The organism is Streptomyces sp. WI03-4A, from assembly GCF_033792105.1.
GTDB lineage: Bacteria > Actinomycetota > Actinomycetes > Streptomycetales > Streptomycetaceae > Streptomyces > Streptomyces collinus_A.
The window spans coordinates 32,568-49,393 of record NZ_JARAUO010000021.1 but is presented as its reverse complement, the minus strand read 5'-3'; the positions used below and the strand labels follow the sequence as shown (position 1 = coordinate 49,393).

Annotated in this window: 14 protein-coding genes and 1 tRNA gene; 9 read left to right on the top strand and 6 right to left on the bottom strand. The window is 72.6% G+C overall.

The features are described 5' to 3' along the window. The first annotated feature begins 41 nt into the window (after positions 1-41). Both PV343_RS21605 and PV343_RS21600 read left to right on the top strand, forming a co-directional pair. Complete coding sequence (locus tag PV343_RS21605) at positions 42-842, top strand: SDR family oxidoreductase (RefSeq protein ID WP_319148601.1); 801 nt, start codon at positions 42-44, stop codon at positions 840-842. Continuing rightward, positions 839-1,750 (top strand): SDR family oxidoreductase, encoded by a 912-nt coding sequence (locus PV343_RS21600; protein WP_319148600.1) that lies wholly within the window; start codon positions 839-841, stop codon positions 1,748-1,750. Before PV343_RS21605 ends, PV343_RS21600 begins: the two co-directional genes overlap by 4 nt. 210 nt (positions 1,751-1,960) lie before the next feature. On the opposite strand, the gene PV343_RS21595 is transcribed toward PV343_RS21600, so the two are convergent. Then, positions 1,961-2,842 carry a hypothetical protein gene (locus tag PV343_RS21595; RefSeq protein ID WP_319148599.1) on the bottom strand — a complete coding sequence of 294 codons (882 nt, stop codon included), beginning with the start codon at positions 2,840-2,842 and terminating at the stop codon, positions 1,961-1,963. A 150-nt stretch (positions 2,843-2,992) separates the two neighbouring features. Here PV343_RS21595 and PV343_RS21590 point away from each other — a divergent pair, with 150 nt between their 5' ends. Then, positions 2,993-3,343: a chorismate mutase gene (locus tag PV343_RS21590; RefSeq protein WP_319148598.1), complete on the top strand. Its 351-nt coding sequence runs from the start codon at positions 2,993-2,995 to the stop codon at positions 3,341-3,343. 129 nt (positions 3,344-3,472) lie between these two features. Next, positions 3,473-5,953 (top strand): aminopeptidase N, encoded by a 2,481-nt coding sequence (gene pepN, locus PV343_RS21585; protein ID WP_319148597.1) that lies wholly within the window; start codon positions 3,473-3,475, stop codon positions 5,951-5,953. Positions 5,954-6,207: 254 nt separating this feature from the next. Here the strand turns inward: pepN and PV343_RS21580 are convergent, their stop codons facing one another. After that, on the bottom strand, positions 6,208-6,756 hold the full coding sequence (locus PV343_RS21580; protein ID WP_319148596.1) for a GNAT family N-acetyltransferase: 549 nt from the start codon (positions 6,754-6,756) through the stop codon (positions 6,208-6,210). Positions 6,757-7,003: 247 nt separating this feature from the next. Between PV343_RS21580 and PV343_RS21575 the strand changes: the two genes are divergently transcribed. Together PV343_RS21575 and PV343_RS21570 are read left to right on the top strand one after the other, a co-directional pair. Continuing rightward, entirely contained in the window at positions 7,004-8,362 is a 1,359-nt protein-coding gene (locus PV343_RS21575; protein ID WP_319148595.1) for a pyridoxal phosphate-dependent decarboxylase family protein, read from the top strand. After that, the gene (locus tag PV343_RS21570; protein ID WP_319148593.1) at positions 8,359-9,765 is read left to right on the top strand and encodes a lysine N(6)-hydroxylase/L-ornithine N(5)-oxygenase family protein; all 1,407 of its coding nucleotides are present in this window, start codon (positions 8,359-8,361) and stop codon (positions 9,763-9,765) included. The genes PV343_RS21575 and PV343_RS21570 overlap by 4 nt, the downstream gene beginning before the upstream one ends. A gap of 81 nt (positions 9,766-9,846) precedes the next feature. Here PV343_RS21570 and PV343_RS21565 read toward each other — a convergent pair whose 3' ends face one another. Beyond that, complete coding sequence (locus tag PV343_RS21565) at positions 9,847-11,652, bottom strand: bifunctional metallophosphatase/5'-nucleotidase (protein WP_319148592.1); 1,806 nt, start codon at positions 11,650-11,652, stop codon at positions 9,847-9,849. A gap of 149 nt (positions 11,653-11,801) precedes the next feature. On the opposite strand from PV343_RS21565, the gene PV343_RS21560 reads away from it, so the two are divergent. Beyond that, positions 11,802-12,497 carry an SIMPL domain-containing protein gene (locus PV343_RS21560; protein WP_319148591.1) on the top strand — a complete coding sequence of 232 codons (696 nt, stop codon included), beginning with the start codon at positions 11,802-11,804 and terminating at the stop codon, positions 12,495-12,497. Between the two features lie 242 nt (positions 12,498-12,739). Beyond that, positions 12,740-14,176: a pyruvate kinase gene (pyk, locus tag PV343_RS21555; RefSeq protein WP_319148590.1), complete on the top strand. Its 1,437-nt coding sequence runs from the start codon at positions 12,740-12,742 to the stop codon at positions 14,174-14,176. A 66-nt stretch (positions 14,177-14,242) separates the two neighbouring features. Here pyk and PV343_RS21550 read toward each other — a convergent pair. Then, positions 14,243-14,317: transfer RNA gene (locus PV343_RS21550), tRNA-Leu, on the bottom strand. Positions 14,318-14,417: 100 nt separating this feature from the next. Here PV343_RS21550 and PV343_RS21545 point away from each other — a divergent pair. Next, entirely contained in the window at positions 14,418-15,071 is a 654-nt protein-coding gene (locus PV343_RS21545; RefSeq protein ID WP_133922193.1) for an ANTAR domain-containing response regulator, read from the top strand. A 93-nt stretch (positions 15,072-15,164) separates the two neighbouring features. Here PV343_RS21545 and PV343_RS21540 read toward each other — a convergent pair whose 3' ends face one another. Further along, entirely contained in the window at positions 15,165-15,881 is a 717-nt protein-coding gene (locus PV343_RS21540; protein ID WP_133922194.1) for an ABC transporter ATP-binding protein, read from the bottom strand. Further along, positions 15,878-16,825, bottom strand: a complete 948-nt coding sequence (locus PV343_RS21535; RefSeq protein ID WP_319148589.1) for an ABC transporter ATP-binding protein — start codon at positions 16,823-16,825, stop codon at positions 15,878-15,880. Before PV343_RS21535 ends, PV343_RS21540 begins: the two co-directional genes overlap by 4 nt. Between the last annotated feature and the right edge of the window lies 1 nt (position 16,826).

Below are 16,826 nucleotides of genomic sequence, written 5' to 3'. Positions count from 1 at the left end.
GCTTCGAAGCTAGCAGTCGCCGCAGACGAGCGGGAGGGCCTGTGGAAAACTCCGGACACCCCCCGCCGGAGCCTAGGGACGACAAGCGGGACGGACGCGTCGTCGTGGTCACCGGCGGCACCCGGGGGGTGGGCGCGGGCATCGCCCGGGCCTTCGCCGCGACCGGCGCCCGGGTGCTGGCCTGCGCCCGGCGCCCACCCGAACAGGCGCTGGACGGGGTCGAGTTCGCTGCCCTCGACCTGCGCGACCCGCCCGCCGTCCGCGCGTTCTTCGCCGCCCTGCCCCGGCTCGACGTGCTGGTCAACAACGCGGGCGGCACCCCGTACCGACTGCTGACGGACGCCGACGCCGAACGGCACGCCCGGGTCATCGAGCTGAACCTCCTCACCCCGCTCACCGCCTCCCTCGCCGCCCACGAACAGCTCCGGCGCACCCGGGGCTGCGTCGTGATGGTCGGCAGCGTCAGCGGCGGCCGCCCCTCGCCCGGCTCGGCGGCCTACGGCGCGGCCAAGGCGGGACTGGAGAACCTGGCCGCCTCCATGGCCGTGGAGTGGGCGCCCGAGGTCCGGGTCAACACGCTGGTCGTCGGGATGGTCCGCACCGAGGCGGCCGCCCCGCACTACGGCGGCCCGGACGGCGTCGCCGCCGTCTCCCGCACCGTCCCGCTCGGCCGGCTCGCCACCCCCGCCGACGTGGCCGAGGCCGCCGTCTTCCTGGCCTCCGGCGCCGCCGCCTACATCAGCGGGGCGAGCCTGCTGGTGCACGGGGGCGGCGAGCGGCCCGCCTTCCTCGACGCAGCCGGGGCCGGCACCGGACACCACAGCGAAGGAGACACCCGATGAGCGGAACCTGCGCGGGACGCGTCGTCGTCGTCACCGGCGCCGGACGGGGGCTGGGCCGGGCACACGCCCTCGCCTTCGCCGCCGAGGGCGCCCGGGTCGTCGTCAACGACCTCGGCGTCGGACCGGACGGGACACCCGGCCCCGACAGCCCGGCGGCGGCCGTGGCCGCGGAGATCCGGAAGGCGGGCGGCGAGGCGGTCGCGCACGGCGGGGACGTCGCGACGGCCGAGGGGGCCGCCTCCCTGATCAGGACCGCCGTCGAGACGTACGGCCGGCTCGACACCCTCGTCAACAACGCGGGCTTCCTGCGCGACCGCATGCTCGTCAACCTCGACGAGGACGACTGGGACGCCGTGCTCCGCGTGCACCTCAAGGGGCACTTCCTGCCCCTCAGGCACGCCGCCGCGCACTGGCGGGCCGAGGCCCGGGCCGGCCGCCCGCCGGTGGCCCGGATCGTCAACACCAGCAGCGGAGCGGGCCTGCTGGGCTCGGTCGGGCAGGGCAACTACAGCGCCGCCAAGGCAGGGATCGTCGGCCTGACCCTCGTCGCGGCGGCCGAACTCGCCCGCTACGGCGTCCAGGTCAACGCCGTCGCCCCGGCCGCCCGCACCCGTATGACGGAACGCGTCTTCGCCGCGGCCATGGCCACACCAGCCACCGGCTTCGACGCCATGGCCCCCGAGAACGTCTCCCCGCTGGTCGTCTGGCTCGGCTCCGCCGCGAGCGCCGGGGTGACCGGCCGTGTCTTCGAGGCGGAGGGCGGCCGGATCACCGTGATGGAGGGCTGGCGCCCGGGCCCCTCGGCCGACACGGGAGCGCGCCGGACCCCGGCCGAGGCGGGCGACACCGCGCGGAAGCTGCTGGCGCGGGCCGAACCGCCGGGCGCGGTGTACGGCGCCCGGGACTGAGGCCCGCGAGACGCACGCCCCGGCTCGCGGCGCGACGCGGCCCGGGGTCCTTCGTCCGGACCAGGCGGGACCAGGCGGGACCAGGCGGGACCAGGCGGGATCAGGGCGGGCCGGGGCGGCAGGGGGGCCCGGGCGGGTCGGGGCGGGGCAGGCCGGATCAGGGCGCGGCCAGGGCGGCCCGCGAGTACGGCCCCATCCGGACGGCAGGCCCTAGGTGTCGCACTCCAGCACCGTCCGGCACAGCGCGCACCTCGCCCGGACCCGGCCCCGGACCGGCACCCTGATGCGCTGGTGGCAGGTCGGGCAGGGGAAGGAGACGCGAAGCCGGCCGGCCGGGTCGGGCGTGAAGGCGTAGGGCGCCGTCGGCGGCACCCCGGAGACATGGCGGCGGTCGTGGGCGTAGCGCCTGCGGCCCGCCCAGCCGGCGGCGGTCAGCGGCGGCTGCCGCCCGTCCTGCCGGGCCCGGTCCAGACCCCGGGCGTAGGCCGTGTAGGCCTGCGCACTGGTGAACCACACGGACGGGTCCTCGCCGAAGAACAGGGACCGCTTCGCCAGCACGTAGCCGAACTCCTCCGGCGTGAGGTAGCCGAGCTTCTGGGACGACACCCCGTCCTCGCGGTAGGCGTCCAGCAGCAGCCAGCCCGCACCCAGATAGGTCGCCACCGTGTCCGTCAGGATCTCGTTCTCCGCCGTGGTGGGGAACGCGAGGTCGAGGCGGTGCAGATAGACGTGCGTGACCTCGTGGGCCAGCGCGGCGCCGATGTCCCTGCGGTGGGTCCGGAAGCGGTCGTTCAGCTCGACGAAGTACTCCGGCCCCGCCGCCAGTTCGACATCGGCCGCGTGCGTCATCTCCCGGAAGCCGACGATCAGGCGGGCTTCCGGCAGCCGGAAGTGCCGGACGATCTCGCGGGCCACGCGCTGCGCCCCCAGGTGCAGGTCGTCCGTGTCGCAGAACGCCACGTCGGCGGGGGACACGCTGGCCGAGAACGCCTGGACGGTGTCGTACGACAACCGCCTGTACAGCGCGGTGATGGCGGCCCGCACCGTCTCCAGGTGCGGGTAGCCGTGCTCGACCGGTCCACCGTTCGCCACGTCCGACCCCCAGAGACGCCCGGAACTCCCTTCCACTCTAAGCGGGCGGCGGCGGATTCCCGCCGGGCGCGACGCGTCCGCTGACCACGTGCTGACCGCATGCTGACCGCCGGTGATCGTGAGCCGTCCGGCCCCTTAGGGTGGGCGCCCATGACCATCAGCAACACCGGAACCGGTGACGTCGACCCCGCGGTCCGCCAGGAACTCGAACGACTGCGCGACAGCATCGACAACATCGACGCGGCCGTCGTCCACATGCTCGCCGAGCGCTTCAAGTGCACCCAGCAGGTCGGCCGGCTCAAGGCGGTGCACCAGCTGCCCCCCGCCGACCCGGCCCGCGAGTCGCGCCAGATCGAGCGGCTGCGCCGCCTCGCCGAGAGCGCCAAGCTCGACCCGGCGTTCGCCGAGAAGTTCCTCAACTTCATCATCGCCGAGGTGATCCGGCACCACGAGTCCATCGCCGAGGACACCGCCAACGGGCAGCCCGGCGTCACCGGCTGATCCGGCAGGGCGGACCGCGGGGCGGACCGAGGGGCGGGCCGTGGGGCGGGCCGTGGGGCGGGATCAGGACAAAAGGCGTGTACCGATCCAGCCCTGTGCGCTGTCAGTTCCATCAGGCAGCATGGCTGCATGTCCGTCATCACGCGCGACGAAGCGCAGCTCCGAGCACAGTTCCTCGACGTCCACCGCTACACGGTCGAGCTCGACCTGACCACCGGGGACGAGACCTTCGACTCCCGCACCGTGATCAGGTTCACCGCGCGGACCGCCGGGGACACGTTCGTCGAGCTGAAGCCGACCGAGCTGCGCGGCGTCACGCTCGACGGACAGCCCCTCGACCCCGAGTCGCTGCACGAGGACCGGCTGCCCCTGCGCGGCCTCGCCGCCGGTGAGCACGAACTGCGTATCGACACGGCCATGCCCTACTCCCACACCGGTGAGGGCATGCACCGCTTCACCGACCCCACCGACGGCGAGACGTACGTCTACACCCAGATGTTCCTGGACGACGTCCAGCGCGTCTTCCCGGCCTTCGACCAGCCCGACCTGAAGGCCGTCTTCGAACTCACCGTCACCGCGCCCGAGGGATGGACCGTCCTCGCCAACGGCATCACCGAGCACCTCGGCGAGGGCCGCTGGCGGGCCGCCCCGACCCCGCTGATCTCCACCTACCTCGTCGCCGTCGCCGCCGGCCCCTGGCACTCCGTGCGCACCGAGCACCGCGGCCTGCCCTTCGGCCTGCACTGCCGCCGCTCCCTCGCGGCCCACCTCGACGCCGACACCGACGAACTCTTCGAGGTCACGCGCGCGTGCTTCGACCGCTACCACGAGAAGTTCGAGGAGCCCTACCCCTTCGACTCCTACGACCAGGCGTTCGTCCCCGAGTTCAACGCCGGCGCCATGGAGAACCCCGGCCTGGTCACCTTCCGCGACGAGTTCGTCTTCCGCTCCGCCGTCACCGACACCGAGCGGCAGACCCGCGCCATGGTCATCGCGCACGAGATGGCCCACATGTGGTTCGGCGACCTCGTCACCCTCCGGTGGTGGGACGACATCTGGCTGAACGAGTCCTTCGCCGAGTACATGGGCTACCAGACCACCGCCGAGGCCACCCGCTTCACCGACACCTGGATCGACTTCGGGGTCGCCCGCAAGTCCTGGGGCTACGACGCCGACCAGCGCCCGTCCACCCACCCGGTCGCCCCGGACCAGGTCCACGACTCCGCCTCCGCCCTGCTCAACTTCGACGGCATCTCCTACGCCAAGGGCGCCTCCGCGCTGCGCCAGCTCGTGGCCTGGCTCGGCGAGAAGGACTTCCTCGCCGGCATCAACATCCACTTCAAGCGGCACCGCTTCGCCAACGCCACCCTCGCCGACTTCATCGACTCCCTCGCCGCCGCCACCGAGCGCGACGTGCACGCCTGGGCCGAGGCCTGGCTGCGCACCACCGGCGTCGACACCCTCACCCCGGTGATCGAGTCCGTCGAGGGCACCTGCGTCCTGACCGTCGACCGCGCCGGCAGCCGCCCGCACCGCGTCACCGCCGGCCTGTACGACCGCGACCTCACCGACGAGGGCGGCCTCACCCTGCGCGAGCGCATCGGCCTCGACGTCCCGCAGACCGCCCCGCAGCCCATCGGCAAGCGGCCCGCGCTGCTCGTCCTCAACGACGGCGACCTGACCTACGCCAAGATCCGCTTCGACGCCGAGTCGTTCGAGACGCTCCGCACGGGCCTGTCCGGGCTGCCCGACCCGCTCACCCGCGCGGTGGTCTGGAACGCTCTCCGGGACGCCGTCCGCGACGGCGAACTCGGGCCCGCCGGCTACCTGGAGACGGCCCGCGCCCACCTCCCGCTGGAGACCGACCTGGCCCTCGTGCAGGGCGTCCTCGCCTTCGCCTCCGCCCACGTCGCCGACCGCTACCTGAAGCCCGAGGACCGCCCCGCGGCCCTCGCCACCCTCGGCTCCCTCTGCCGCGACCTGCTGCGCCGCACCGAGGACGGCGACAACCCCGGCCTGCGCCTGCTCGCCGTACGGCACTTCATCGACGTCGCCGCACACCCCGACACCATCGCCGCCTGGCTCGCCGACGGCACCGTGCCCGGCGGACCCGAGCTCGACCCCGAGCTGCGCTGGCGCATCCTCGGCCGGCTCGCCGTGCTCGGCGCCGTCGACGAGACCGCCATCGCCGCCGAGCTGGACCGCGACCCGTCCGCCGCCGGCCAGGAGGGCGCCGCCACCTGCCGCGCCGCCCTGCCCGACCCCGAGGCCAAGCGCGCCGCCTGGGAGGCCATGTTCGGCGGCGACAGCCTCTCCAACTACCTGTTCACGGCCACCGCACGCGGCTTCTGGCAGCCCGAGCAGGCCGACCTGGTCCGGGAGTACATCCCGCGCTACTACGAGGACGCGGTCGCGGTCGCCGCACGGCGCGGCCCCGCCATCGCGGCGGCGGCCGGCCGCTGGGCCTTCCCGCACCACGCCGTCGACGCCGAGAACCTCGCCCTCGGCGAGGCCTGCCTGCGCGAGGCCGACCTGAACGTCGCCCTGCGCCGCAAGCTCGTCGACGAACTGGACGACCTGTCCCGCGCCCTGCGCGTACGAGGGGAGTAGCCGACCCCGCCCCGGACCGCAAGCGAACCCAGCCCCGGCCGCCGCCGGCCCCGCCCGTCCGGACACTCCACCGGGCGGGGCGGGTGCGGGTGGACCCGGCCCCGGCGGATCGGCTCCGGGCGCGTCGACTGCGGGGCGGAGCGCCTCCCGGCGGATCGGCTCCGGGCCGGGCCGCGGGCGGGTCGCCCGGCCTCGCTCGGGCCGGCCCTGGCTTTCACCGAGTCGCCCGGCGTCGCCCCGGCCGGGGCTCCCGCTCACCCGTCCCGCAGGCGCAACTCCGCCCGCCGGACGCACCCTTCCCCCGGGCCAAGTCGGCGGTTGGCGGCCTCGGGAGGGGCGGGGGAGGGGGCGTGCAGGGTGAAGCCGAGGTGTCGCAGGAAGCGCTCGCCGCAGCGCCAGCCGGCCGGGACCGTCGCCGTCACCAGGGGCACCTCCCCGGCACGGGCCAGCAGGGACTCGGCCAGCGCACGGCCCAGGCCACGGCCCCGCGCCCAGGGCGCCAGCAGGAACAGGCCCACCGCCACCGCGCCCGGCTCCGGATGATTCCGGACGGCGTCCACCAGGCCCGCGACCGCTCCGTCCCGCTCCAGCACCAGCAGCACCTTGTCCTCGGGGCGAGCGCCCTCCGGCAGCGCGTAGAACAGGCTCTGCACGTCACCCGGCCCCGACGGCAGCCCCGTGGCCGCCAGGAACCAGTCCTCGCACTCCTCGAACAGGGTCAGCAGCGGCCCCTCGTCCGCGGGACCCGGTTCACGCACCGTCACCCGCTCACCGGGCACGTCGATCGTCCACCCGTCAGTCATCCGACCGACGGTAGTCGCAGCCCCGTGCCCGTTCCCACGTTCCAACGCGTTTTCCCCGTACGGCAGTACCCACTTCCGGGTGCCGATCGTTGAACTTTCCGGACGCCCGGCCACCTTCCGGTACAAGCTGGAACTCCCCGGACCGCACCGCCGTACCGCAGCCCCCACGCATCCCGCGGAGGACCCCCGCCACCCGCGCGCCGGGACCCCGGCCCAGCCACCGCCCCCGCGCCCCCGAGGAGAGCCCATGAGCATGCCGCCCCTCGCCTCAGGACCCGACGGCCCCGAGGCCCTGCGCCCCCTCCTGGACACCGTCCTCGACGCCCTCGCCGCCGGCGCCCGGGCCCGCGGCGGGCCGCTGCCGGCCGGAGGCCCCGACGCCGTCGCCGCGCGGGTCGCCGACGCCCTCGGGGACGCCCTGCCGGACGACGGCGACCCCGACGCCCTGCGCGCCCTCGTGCACGCCCTGGCCGAGGGCGCCGCCGACCCCGCGGACCCGCTGTGCGCGGCCCACCTGCACTGCCCGCCGCTCGCCGTCGCCACCGCCGCCGACCTCGCCGCCAGCACCCTCAACCCCTCCCTGGACTCCTGGGACCAGGCACCGGCCGCCTCCGCGCTGGAGGCCCGGGTCACCCACGCCCTCGCCCACCACGTCGGCCTCGCCGACGCCCTGGTCACCACCGGCGGCACCGAGTCCAACCAGCTCGCCCTGCTGCTCGCCCGCGAGGCCCACGGCGGCAGCGTCCGACTGGTCTGCGGGGCCAACGCCCACCACTCCCTGCCGCGCGCCGCCTGGCTGCTCGGCCTGCCCGACCCGGTCGTCGTCCCCGCCCCGGGCGGCACCCTCGACCCGGCCGCCCTCGACGCCGCCCTCACCACCCTCCCCGGCCCCAAGCTGGTCGCCGCCACCGCCGGCACCACCGACGCCGGGCTCATCGACCCGCTGCCCGAGATCGCCCGCCTGTGCGCCGCCCACGGCGCCCGCCTGCACATCGACGCCGCCTACGGCGCGGGCCTCGCCTTCAGCGACCGCCACCGGGGCAAGCTCGCCGGACTCGACGCCGCCCACACCGTCACCCTCGACCTGCACAAGCTCGGCTGGCAGCCGGCCGCCGCCGGCCTCCTGGCCGTGGCCCGGCCGGGCGAACTGGCCGTCCTCCACCAGCGCGCCGACTACCTGAACGCCGACGACGACACCGAGGCCGGCCTCCCCGACCTGCTCGGCCGCTCCCTGCGCACCACCCGCCGCCCGGACGTCCTCAAGACCGCCGTCACCCTGAAGACCCTGGGCCGCCGCGGCCTGGGCGCCCTCGTCGACCAGGTCTGCGCGCACGCCGAGGAGTTCGCGGACCTCGTCCGCGCCCACCCCGGCTTCGAACTGTACGACCGGCCCGTCATCAGCACCGTTCTCTTCCGGCCCGCGGCCGCGGAGGACGACGCCGTGGCCGCCGTGCGCCGCAGGCTGCTGCACGAGGGCCGGGCCGTCCTCGGCCGGGCCCGCCTCGACGGCCGCCTCTGGCTCAAGGCCACCCTCCTCAACCCCCACACCCGGCCGGACGAACTGGCCCAGCTACTGAAACTCGTGGAAGGAACAACCCCCGCATGACCACGCCCCCACGCCACGAGCCCGAGTCCCCCCGCGACATGGTCGGCATCGGCATCGGTCCCTGCAACCTCTCCCTCGCCGCGCTCGCCCACCCGCTCGCCGAACTCGACGCCGTCTTCTACGAACAGCGCCCCGGCTTCGCGTGGCACCCCGGCCTCCTCATCGAGGGCGCCACCGTCCAGGTGCCCTTTCTCGCCGACCTGGTCACCCTCGCCGACCCCACCAGCCCCTGGAGCTTCCTCAACTACCTCAGAACCCGCGAGCGGCTCTTCCCCTTCTACTTCGGCGAGCGGTTCCACATGCAGCGCGCCGAGTACGACGACTACTGCCGCTGGGTCTCGCGGCACCTGCCCGGACTGCGCTTCGGCCACCAGGTCGACGCCGTCCGCTGGAACCCGGAACGCGACGTCTTCGAGGTCGACTTCACCCAGCTCGACGCCGACGGCGAGGCCGAGGCGCTGGGCCGCACCTACACCCGCAACATCGTCCTCGGCGTCGGCACCGTCCCCTACGTGCCCGACCCGCTCAAGCCCCTGGTCGAGGCGCCCGGCGTCCCGGTCGTCCACGCCGCCGACTACCTCGACCACCGCGCCGCGCTCCTCGCCGCCGGACACGTCACCGTCGTCGGTTCCGGACAGTCGGGCGCCGAGATCTTCCTCGACCTGCTGCGCCACCGCCCCGCCGGCCGCGAGAGGCTGCACTGGATCGGCCGGACCGAGGCGTTCGCGCCGATGGAGTACTCCAAGCTCGGCCTGGAACACTTCACACCCGACCACACCCGCTACTTCCACGCGCTCGCCGAGCCCGTGCGCGACCGGCTGGTCGCCGCCCAGTGGCAGCTGCACAAGGGCGTCGACGCCGGTACCCTCGCCGCCATCCACGACGAGCTGTACCGGCGCACCCTGGACGGCGGCTGGCCGGACGCCGTCCTCACCCCCGGCGTCCGCGTCCGCACCGCGGGCCGCATCGCCGCCACCCGGGTCGAACTGCACCTGGAACACGTCCAGCAGGGCAGCCGCTCCCGGCTGGCCACCGACGCGGTCGTCCTCGCCACCGGCTACCGTGAGCGCCCGCTCGACCACATCCTCGCCGGGCTCGACCCCTACCTGCGCCGGGACAGCAGCGAACGGCCGCGCATCGACGAGGAGTTCCGGTTCGTCCTCGACCCCTCGGTGACCGGATCGCTCTACGCGCAGAACGCCGAGCTGCACACCCACGGCGTCGGCGCCCCCGACCTCGGCCTCGCCGCCTGGCGCAGCGCCTCCATCCTCAACTCCCTCACCGGCAAGGAGCCGTACCCGCTGCCGGCCAGGACGGCGTTCACCACGTTCGGGCTCGACGAGCCCGGCTCGCGGGTGCCGACGGCCCGTGAGGGCAAGCGGCTGACCCCGCTCGCCGACTGAGCTCCGGCAGCCGCGGCGGACACGCCGACGGCGCCGGTGGGAAGACCTCACCGGCGCCGTCGGTCACTCGTCCGCGTACTCCTAGAACACCGGCGTGCCGTCGCGCGTCAGCTTCCAGTCCACGGAGGCGAAGTCCTTCGGGTCCAGGACGCCCTTGGCGGTGACCCACTCCGCGATCCGGGTGCGGATCTCCGTCGACTCCGACCACAGCTCCTTGGCCGTGGCGACGTACGGGAACGCGCCGCCGCCGTTCGCGCGGTAGTTGTTGACCGCGAGGACGAACTGCTGGGCGTCGTCGAGGGCGGCACCGTTGTAGGTGAGGTTCTTGATCCGCGAACCGGCCGCCTGGGCGACGTCGATGTCGTACGCGAAGCCCGAGACGTAGTCGTAGTTGTAGTCCGGGCGGCCGCCGGCGTTCGTCAGCTTCTCGACGTCGACGGCGGTGCCGGCGGCCGTCTGGACGTAGTACTCCGCCGAGTACTCCAGGTACGCTCGCAGCTGGGCGCCCGTCATCAGCTTGGCGACCAGCGTGTTGTCGTACACGTAGAGGCCGGACAGGTCGCGGATGGTCACGTCGCCGGCCGGGATCTCCGAGGTGCGGGAGAACGGCGAGGCCTGCGCGACCACCGGCAGCGCGGCGTATTCGGTGCCCGCCAGGGCCGCCTTGACCACGTCCTCCTGGACCTTGGTGATCAGGTCGATGATCGGGGCGTCCTTGTAGCGGGCGTCGATCGTGGTCAGGGTGTCGGTGGCCCGGCCCACCACCTGGTTGACGTACGCGACGACCTTCGCGTGCTCGTCCTTCAGCAGCTTGGTGATCTTCGGGTCGTCGGCGACGGTCTTCGAGTCGCGCAGCGAGGCGGAGACCGACTCCACCGTCCAGCGGCCCTTGCTGAACACCAGCTCGATGTCGAAGAGGGTCAGCCGTTCGGCGTAGCACAGCGGCTCCGACAGCACGACCGTCTTCCCGGTGTGGTCGTTGGTGACCTTCAGCTCCGGGATCTCCAGGTGGGCGTGGCCGACCAGGATCGCGTCGATGCCGGGCACCTGCTTGGCCACGTTGACGGCCGCGTTCTCCACGTACGGCACCTGGTCGCCGTACGACGAGGTGCCCGAGGTGCCCGAGTGGGCGGAGACCACGACGACGTCCGCGCCGAGCGCCTTCAGCCTCGGCACCCACTTCGCTGCCTGCTCCTCCAGGCCCTCGAACTTCAGCTTGCCCTGGACGTAGGCCTTGTCCCAGATCGCGATACCCGGGTTGGTCAGACCGAGGACGCCGACCTTGACCGGCTTGGCGCCCGGCACGTGGAACGTCTTGACGTAGTAGGGCGGGAAGGCCGGCTTCAGCGTCTTGGCGTCCACCGCGTTGGCGCCGAGCAGCGGGAAGTCGAGCTGGTCCTCGAACTTGCGCAGGGTCTCGATGCCGTAGTTGAACTCGTGGTTGCCGAGCGCCGCGGCGTCGTACCCGATCGCGTTCATCGCCTGCGCCATCGGGTGCACCGGGCCGCCCTTGGCGGTGATCGGGTCGACCTTGGCGTAGTAGTACGTCAGCGGGGTGCCCTGGATGGTGTCGCCGGCGTCCAGCAGCAGGGTGTTGCAGCGGCCCTTCTCCTTGCGGACCTGCTCGACCAGGGTCGAGATCCGGGCCAGGCCCATGGCGTTGCCGGCCTTGTCGGAGTACTCCGCGTCCTTGAAGTAGTCCCAGTTGAAGACGTGGCCGTGCAGGTCGGTGGTGCCCATGACGGTGAGCGAGTGACGCTTCACGTGCTGGGCGGGACCCTTCGCCTCCGCCGCCTCGGCCGCCGGAGCCGCCGCCGCACCGGCGATCGCCACTCCCGCCCCGGTGACGGCGGACTTCTTCAGGAACTTCCGGCGGTTCAAGGGCATCTTTCGGTCTCCTCCGGGGATGGTCAATGACGCGCGTAGATTCTGACCCGGTCATGACGGACCGCAACAGGTCCGGAAGGTTTCGATCTGGTGACCGATTGCGTGAACTCCGGCCTGCGAAGCGGGAAGCGCGTGACAGAGTGGGACGTATGACCTCACCGCCGGCCGGCCCGTACGGCACCCCCGACGCCCCGCTGCTCGTGGTGCGCGGCGAGGCGGAGTTCGAGGTGGAGCCCGAGGTCGCCCGGATCGGCGTCACGGTCGGCGCGCGGGGCCGCGACCGCCGTGCCACGCTCGACGACCTCACCCGCCGCAACGCCACCGCCCTCGACCTGGTCAAGTCCTACGGGCGGGCGGTGGACCACGTGTCCACCGGCGCCTTCACCGTCGCCCCCGAACTCTCCGAGCACGGCCGGGGCGAACGGGTGCGCGGCTACCACGGCCAGGTGCACCTCGGCGCCGAGCTGACCGACTTCACCGCGCTCGCGGAACTCATCACCCGGCTGGCCGACTTGGAGCTGACCCGGGTCGACGGACCCTGGTGGTCCCTGCGCCCCGGCTCGCCGGTGCACGCCGAGGCCCGGCGGCGGGCGGTCGCCGAGGCGTTGCGGCGGGCCCGTGAGTACGCCGAGGCCCTGGGCACCTCGGTCGACGCGCTGATCGAGCTGGACGACAGCGGCGCCGAGGGCGACCACCCGGCCCGCGCCTCCTTCGAAGGCGGGACCCGCCGGTTCGCCCGGGCGGCCGCGGACGAGCCCACCGGACCGCTGGACCTCGAACCGCAGCGGCTGCGCGTCGCCGCCCGGATCACCGCGCGCTTCACGATGCGGCCCCCGCGGCTCTGAACCGGCCGGACATCACCCACTGGAACGGACGCGAAATCGCTCACCGATTCGCCCACCGATTCGCTCATCGATTCGCCCACTGGATCACCCAGGGGATCATCCGCCGAACGTGCCCGCCGAATTCGCTCATAGGAGCGGGCCATCGCACAATTCAACACTTGTCAATAACCCTTTACCCAACGGTTGTTGAGTGGTCACGTAGCCCGGATTCTCTACCGGCCGGTAAGCCCTAGGCTCGAAACATGCGCCGAGCAAAGATCGTTTGTACTCTGGGCCCCGCCACCGACACGTACGACCAGATCAAGGCACTGGTCGAGGCCGGAATGGACGTCGCCCGATTCAACCTCAGCCACGGCACGCACGCCGAGCACGAGGAGCGTTACCGGCGGGTGCGGAAGGCGGCCGACGAAACCGGCCGCAGCGTCGGAATCCTCGCCGACCTTCAAGGTCCGAAGATCCGGCTGGGCCGCTTCGCCGAGGGCCCGGTACTCCTTGAACGCGGCGACTCCTTCACCATCACCGTGGAGGAGGGCGTCGAGGGCGACCGCCACCGCTGCGGCACCACCTACGCGGGCCTCGCCGGTGACGTCACCCCCGGTGAGCGGGTCCTCGTGGACGACGGCAAGGTCTGCCTGGAGGTCACCGCGGTCGACGGACCGCGCGTCCGCACCCGGGTGGTCGAGGGCGGGGTGATCTCCGATCACAAGGGCCTCAACCTCCCCGGCGTGGCCGTCTCCGTGCCCGCCCTCTCCAAGAAGGACGAGGACGACCTGCGCTGGGCACTGCGCACCGGCTTCGACGTCGTCGCCCTCTCCTTCGTGCGCAGCGGCAGGGACGCCGACGACGTGCACCGCATCATGGCGGAGGAGGGCCGCCGGCTCCCGGTCGTCGCCAAGGTGGAGAAGCCGCAGGCCGTCGAGAACATCGACGACATCGTGGCCGCCTTCGACGGGATCATGGTCGCCCGCGGCGACCTCGGCGTGGAGATGCCGCTGGAGCAGGTCCCGATCGTGCAGAAGCGCGCCGTCAAGCTGGCCCGGCGCAACGCCAAGCCGGTCATCGTGGCCACCCAGATGCTCGACTCGATGATCGACAACGCCCGCCCGACCCGCGCCGAGGCCTCGGACGTCGCCAACGCGGTCATCGACGGCACGGACGCGGTGATGCTCTCCGGCGAGACCAGCGTCGGCAAGCACCCGATCGAGACGGTGCGGACCATGGCGAAGATCATCGAGGCGGCCGAGGAGGATATCCTCGCCAAGGGCCTGCCGCCGCTGACCGAGCGGAACAAGCCGCGCACCCAGGGCGGCGCGGTCGCCCGGGCCGCAGCCGAGATGGGCGACTTCCTCGGCGCCCGGTTCCTGGTCGCCTTCACCCAGTCGGGAGACACCGCCCGCCGGCTGTCCCGCTACCGCTCGCCGATCCCGCTGCTGGCCTTCACGCCGGAGCAGGCCACCCGTTCCCAGCTCAGTCTGACCTGGGGTGCGGAGACCTTCCTCGGCCCGCCGGTCGGCTCCACGGACGCCATGGTCGACCAGGTGGACGAACTGCTGATGAAGTACGGCCGCTGCCAGAAGGGTGACGTCGTGGTCATCACGGCGGGCTCCCCGCCCGGTGTCTCCGGCGCGACCAACATGGTCCGGGTGCACCACATCGGCGAGGACGACAGCCCTCGGTGAACACGCGAAGGGCCCCTCGTCCGAGAGGGGCCCGCCGATATGCTGACCTTGGAAGCGAAGGAAAAGTGCCCCGGGTCGGACTCGAACCGACACTGTACGGGTTTTGAATCCGTTGCCTGCTGCCAATTGGGCTACCGGGGCTCGCAGAATCAAAGGTTTCCCCCGACCCTCCGCGCGTCCACCATACCGTAGCTAGGTAGGCTCTTGTCAGCAGTGCACCTGCCCTGAACGAGGAGCCCCCGTGACCGCCGAGTCGCCCCAGCCCGTAGACGCGCCCGACGACGACAAGTCGCACGTGCCTCCGCTGACGACCCGAGTCGTCATCGCCGAGGACGAGGCCCTGATCCGGCTCGACCTCAAAGAGATGCTCGAGGAGGAGGGCTACACCGTCGTCGGCGAGGCCGGGGACGGCGAGCAGGCCGTGGAGCTGGCCCGTGAGCACCGCCCCGACCTGGTGATCCTCGACGTGAAGATGCCCAAGCTCGACGGCATCTCGGCGGCGGAGAAGATCGCCGAGGAGTCCATCGCGCCTGTCCTGATGCTCACCGCCTTCTCGCAGCGCGACCTCGTCGAGCGCGCCCGGGACGCCGGCGCCATGGCCTACCTGGTGAAGCCGTTCAGCAAGAGCGACGTCGTGCCGGCCATCGAGATGGCCGTCTCCCGCTTCACCGAGCTGAAGCAGCTGGAGCAGGAGGTCGCCGACCTCACCCAGCGGCTGGAGACCCGCAAGCTGGTCGACCGCGCGAAGTCGGTGCTGCAGACCGAGTACGGCCTGACCGAGCCGGCCGCCTTCCGCTGGATCCAGAAGACCTCCATGGACCGCCGTATGTCGATGCAGCAGGTCGCCGAGGCGGTCATCGCGGACAGCGAGGAGAAGAAGGCCGCCAAGGGCTGACCGCCCCCGGCCGCCCGCCACCGGCACGACGAGGCCCGCGCCCCGGAGAAGGGGGCGCGGGCCTCGTCGTGGTCCCGGCCGGTCCGGCGGAGGTCAGTCCTCGCCGAGGTAGGCCTTGCGCACGGACTCGTCGTGCAGCAGGTCGCGGCCGGTGCCGGAGAGGACGATGTTGCCGACCTCCATGACATGGCCCTGGTCGGCGAGCGAGAGCGCGGCCTGGGCGTTCTGCTCGACCAGCAGGATCGTCGTGCCCTGCGACTTCAGCTCGGCGATGGTCGCCATGATCTTCTGCATCATGATCGGCGACAGCCCCATCGAGGGCTCGTCCAGCATCAGCAGCTTGGGCTGGGACATCAGCGCCCGGCCCATCGCCAGCATCTGCTGCTCACCGCCGGAGAGGGTGCCGGCGGCCTGCTTCCTGCGCTCCCCGAGGATGGGGAAGAGGTCGTAGGCGCGCTGGATGTCCTTCTCGATGCCCGGCTTGTCGCTGCGCAGGAACGCGCCGAGGCGCAGGTTGTCCTCGATGGTCATGCGCGGGAAGATGTGCCGCCCCTCGGGGGAGTGGGCGAGCCCCAGCGACACCACCTGGTGCGCGGGGATCTTCTTCAGCGACCTGCCGTTGAACCGGATCTGGCCGCCGACCGGCTTGAGCAGACCGGAGAGCGTGCGCAGGGTGGTCGTCTTGCCGGCGCCGTTGGTGCCGATGAGGGTGACCACCTGGCCGGCCTCGACCTTGAAGGAGATGCCTTTGACGGCCTCGATCTTGCCGTAGGCGACCCGCAGGTCCTCTACTTCGAGCAGTGCGGTCATCGGTCGTTCTCCTTGCCGGGCGCGGCGTCCGTCGTGGTGTCGGCGTCCGTCGTGGTGTCGGTGTCCGCCGCGGCCCCGGCCTGCGCCTCGGCCGCCTCGACCTCGGCGGCCTCCTCGTCGCCGGGAGCCTCCTCGAAGGGCTCGCCGAGGTAGGCGGCGACGACCCGCTCGTCGCCCTGGACGGTCGCGCTGTCGCCCTCGATCAGCTTCTCGCCCTGCACGAGCACGGCCACCCGGTCGCACAGGTTCATGATGAAGCGCATGTCGTGCTCGATGACGAGGACGGCGATGCCCATGTCCCGGATGGCGAAGACCAGTTCCTCGGTGGCCCGGGTCTCCTGCGGGTTCATGCCGGCCGTCGGCTCGTCGAGGAGCAGCAGACCGGGCTCGCTGGCCAGCGCGCGGGCGATCTCCAGCTTGCGCTGCTCGCCGTAGGGGAGGTTGCGGGCCAGGTGCTCGGCCTTCTTCTCCAGACCCACGAACGCCAGCAGCTCCATGGCCCGCTCGCGGGAGGCCTTCTCCGCGCGGTGGAAGCCCGGACCGCGCAGCAGCGCGGACCACAGGCCCTCCTTGGTGCGGGTGTGCCGGCCGACGAGCACGTTCTCCAGGACCGTCATGTTGGCGAACAGCCGGATGTTCTGGAAGGTGCGGGCGATGCCGGCCGCGGTGACCTTGAAGGACTTCGGCGGCAGGACCTCGCCCTTGTAGCGGACCTCGCCCTCGGTGGGCACGTACAGACCCGTCAGGCAGTTGAAGAAGGTGGTCTTGCCGGCGCCGTTGGGGCCGATCAGACCGACGATCTCGCCGCTGTTGACGGTGAGGTCGACGCCCCGCACGGCGGTCAGGCCGCCGAAGCGCATCGTGACGCCGCGGGCGTCGAGCACGACCTCGCCGGGGGCGGACGCGCCGGGTGCGGCGTCCTGGGTGGTGGTGTCGGTGGTCATG